A 4,343-nucleotide genomic window follows, 5' to 3' on the forward strand; every position below is an offset into this window, starting at 1 on the left:
GTGCCGCCGCCATCGATATCGCCGAAGAGCGGCCCATCATCCTGCGGCACGACATCGGACAGCGGCACGTTGCCCGTATTGGTCACCGTGAAGCTGTAGCGGATCGTATCGCCCGGATTGGCAAAGCCGTTGGCGTCCGAATCCTCGTACGCACCCTCCTTGAGCAAGGTCAGCGCAGGCTTTTGCGGATCAAGCGTCACGCACTGGTCCGATGGGCACTCGGGGTCCGGTCCGCCAGGCTCCCGGATGATGTTTCTGAGGGAGACCGCGTCGTCGGGCAGCGGGTCGATCACCTCGACGACGGCGGTGAGCACGAGCACTCCAGGATTCGTCCCGTCGTGGCCCGGTACATGAAGCCCTGACCATTCCACGATTCCGCCCGAGCTTTCGCCAGAATGCGCGCCGCCATTATCCGCCGAGACGAACACCATGTTCGGGTCGAGAACGTCCTCGATAGCGTAATCGTTGGTTGCGCCGGCTTCGTTCGTCAGGGTGATTTCATAGGTCAGCTGTTCCCCCGGCTCGGCGATGCCAGCGGTGCTGCCGTCCTCCAACACCAGCCGCTTCACCGGCGTGACGTTGGCGGTGGTGGAAATATCCACGCATTGCGCGGAGGGGCATTCCGGGTCCGGATCCGTCGGATCGCGCTTGATGATGTTGCGAAGCCTCGTCACGCCCGACGGCAGGGGATCGTCGACCCGGGTAACGACGGTCAGCACCAGCGTGCCGGGCGTGCTGCCGGTCTGCGCCGGGACCGTCAGGCCGCTCCAGCGGATCCAGCTGCCCTCGTCCGTGCCGCCGCCGGCATCGACGACGGTGACATTGGAGCCGTATGCGTCGATCAGGCCGTAATTGGTATGCGCCACGCCGCCCGTATTCGTAAGGGTGATCTCATAGGTGAGATCCTCGCCTGGCTCGGCCATGCCGTCGGTCGAGCCGTTTTCGGCCACGAGAAGCTTTTCAGACGATACATTCGGACCGGTCTGCGTGATCACGCATTCCGGCGGCGTCGGCGTGACCTGGCAATCGATAGTCTCGCCTGGCTCGCGGGCTATATTGGTGAGCTGCGTGACGCCCTTGGCGATCGGCTCGTCCACCCTCACCGTGACCGTCACCACGCGCACGCCGGGATTGGTCCCGTCATGCGCGGGCACGGCAAGCGCCCAGGCCACGTGATCGCCCATCAGTTGGCCGCCATTGTCGGCGCCGGTGAAGGCGGTGTTGGGGTCGAGCAGATCCTGAAGCCGGTAATCGGGGTCGGCGCCGCCCTCATTGGTCACCGTGATGCGGTAGGTGAGTGTCTCACCGGCCTCGGCGACGTTGGCCATTGTGCCGCTCTCGTTTACCAGCTCCTTCAGCTTGCTGATCTGCGGGGCAGCGGACGTTGTCACGCATTGCTGCGGTGTTTGCTCGCAGTCCACCGTTTCGCCCGGCTCGGCGGCGATGTTGGTGAGTTGCACCACGCCTGGATCCAGCGGGTCATCGACTTCCACCACCACGGTCAGGACACGCTCGCCCGGCGTTGTTCCGTCATGCGCATCGATGGCAAGCCCGGTCCACGTTACCGTGCCGCCGCTTTCCGTGCCGCCATCCGTGGCGGAGATGAAAGTGGTGTTGGGATCGAGCCGGTCCTCGACCTCGTAACCGGTTACCGGACCGCCCGTATTGGTGAGGGTGATTTCATAGGTAAGCCGCTCTCCGGGCTCGGCCACGCCCGCCCGTGATCCGTCCTCGGAGACGAGGAGCTTCTCCTTGTCGACAACTCCCGGCACAGGGGTGGTGACGCATTGCGGCGCCGGGCAATCGGGCACAGGCTCTGTCGGATCGTAGGCGATATTTGTGAGGCGCGACACGCCACCGGGTATGGGGTCGACCACCGTGACGACCACCTCGAGCGTCAGGACGCCGGGCGTGGAAGGCGTGCCGCCGGGGACCGTCAGGTCCGTCCAGTCCACCTGGCCGCCGGGGCTGCCGCCCGAATGCGCGCCACTGTTGTCGGCCGAGACGAAAGTCGTATTCGGGTCGAGCAGGTCGCGATGGTCATAGTCCGATGTGGTGCTGCCCGAATTGCGCAGCGTGATCTGGTAGGTGAGCTGCTCGCCGGGTTCGGCAACGCCGGCCGTGCTGCCACTCTCGGCAACGAGCTGCTTCTCGCTTTCGACAAAGGGGGGCGGCGGAAGGACCACGCATTGTGCCGACGGGCAGGGCGGCGGCGGCTCGGTCGGCGTCTTGGCGCTGTTGACCACCTGCTCGCCAGGGGGCAGCGGGTTGATGACCTGCACCACCACCTGAAGCACCATGGTGCCCGGAACACCCCCGTCCTGCGCCGGCACGGTCAGCGTCCACTGCACCTCGTTGCCGGCCAGCGTGCCGCCGTGGGAGGCGCTCTGGAACACGACATTGCCGTCCAGAATGTCGGCGACCTCGTAGTTCGACGCCGTGCCGCCCGTGTTGGTGAGCGTGATCTCGTAGGTGAGGAACTCGCCGTCCTGCGGGAAGAGATCGTCAGCGATGCTCTCGTCGACCAGCGCCTTGTTGATCGAAACGTCGGGCGGGATGTCGTCGTTGGTGATGGTGCAGACGGCGCTCTGCCCGCTGCCCAGGTTCAGGCTGTCGCTGGCCACCGGCGCGCCGCCGTCGATGGCGCAGCGATAGGTGCCGGCGGTGTAGCCGGCCGGGCCGGTCTCGCCGAGGGCGTAGCTGCCTGCCGGGACGACCGCATCCGTCACCGCGGGATCGCCCGTCGGGCCGGAGATGTTGGCCGGACCCGATGCCGTCAGGATGAAGTCCTCCACTTCGGCAATGCCGCCATCATTGTTGACGAGCGTTTTGCGCAGCGTCAGCGTCCCCGGCTCGTCATCATTGGTGATGGTGCAGACGGCAACCTGCTCGTTGGCAAGCGTGATCGAGTTGCCGGAAACCGGCGTGCCGCCGTCGACGGTGCAGACATAGTCGCTGGCCGTGTAGCCCGGCTGGTTCGTCTCGCTCAGCGTATAGGTGCCCGCCGGCACCGCCGCATCCGTCACGTCGGCGCTGCCGCTGACGCCGGAGATGGTCACGGGCCCGTCGGCGCTCAGCGTGAAATCGTCCGTGGTCAACGTGCCACCGTCATCGTTCGTCACCTGCTTTTCGAGCGTGAGAAGCGGGGCGGCGACGTCGGTGTCGGAATCGGTGTTGTTGGCCGGGGTCGGATCGGAGAAGCCCACGGGATTCGTCACCGTGGCCGTGTTGGTGAGTTCGCCGGTGAAGCTCAGCGGCACCTGCATGGTCAGCGTGAAAGTGACCGACGACTCGGCGGGCAGGTTCACCGCCGCGTCGACGATGTCGCCGGTACCGCCGGCCACGCCACATGTGGCGCCGTTCGTCGGGCTGCCGCAGGTCCAGGACGCATCGGTGATGCCGGCGGGAAGCGCGTCGTTGACGCGCGCGTTCTGCACGCCGAAGGGGCCGTTGTTGCGGACGAGGATGGTGTAGACCACCTCACCGCCGCGATCGTAGGTCGCCGAGCCGTCGTCCTTGTCGATCTCGAGGTCAGCGTCGAGCAGCACCGCCGTCGTGGGGCACTTGGCACCGTCGCCGCCGCCCGTCGGCGAATCGGAGATGAGCGTCGCCGCGCCTGTCACGGGATCGAACTGGTAGAAGCCTCCGGTATTGAGACGGCCGAAAATGCCGTTGGTGGCGCTGATCATCGACCCGAAGGTGCCACTACCAGCGCCGAGGCCCGTGGGGCCAACCTGGTTCACGTTTCCCGTACCGGGATCAATCGAATAAAGAAAGCCGTCGCTGTGGTTGGCCGCGTAAATCAGTCCGTTGTGCCAGGAGATATCTCCTTGGGTGATGAGCTCGTCAAGGAATATGGCCTCTGCCGTCGGCGAGTTCGGATCCGACACGTCGACGCGCCACATCCTGTCCCTGGCCTGGTTATGCTTGAGGTAGAGGAAGCCGTCCGTCCCGAACGTGCCAGAGGCGATCCAACTCCGATAATTATCAACGCCCCCGGCGGGCGCGGCATCGGTATTGATACCCCCGCCTGCGATGACGCCGAATTCCCGCACGACACCATTGCTGTCGATGCGCTGAAGAATGTGCCTGCCGGCACCATTCGCGGCATCCGGGTCCCAAATCGACGCGTAGATAAAGTTGTCGGTGGGATTGTAGCCAATGCCGTTGTAGCCGGGGGTCTCCTCATCGCCGATGGCCGGAAAGGTGAACGGGTTGGTGCTCGTGTCGACGCTGTGGAGCTGCGTCGGATTGGCGCCCATCGACAGATACATGGTCGACGTACAGGCGGCGAACGGGGTCTGCGCCTGCGCTTGCGCGTCCGTGGCCGATACCGTCAGAAG

Annotated in this window: 1 protein-coding gene; it reads right to left on the minus strand. The window is 65.4% G+C overall.

From position 1 onward, the window contains the following. A partial coding sequence (locus ACFP9U_RS24045; RefSeq protein ID WP_378625310.1) for a DUF6923 family protein occupies positions 1–4,343 on the minus strand: 4,343 nt, incomplete at both ends.

The sequence above is a fragment of the Nitratireductor sp. GCM10026969 genome (assembly GCF_042660605.1).
In the GTDB taxonomy this organism is placed as follows: Bacteria; Pseudomonadota; Alphaproteobacteria; order Rhizobiales; family Rhizobiaceae; genus Chelativorans.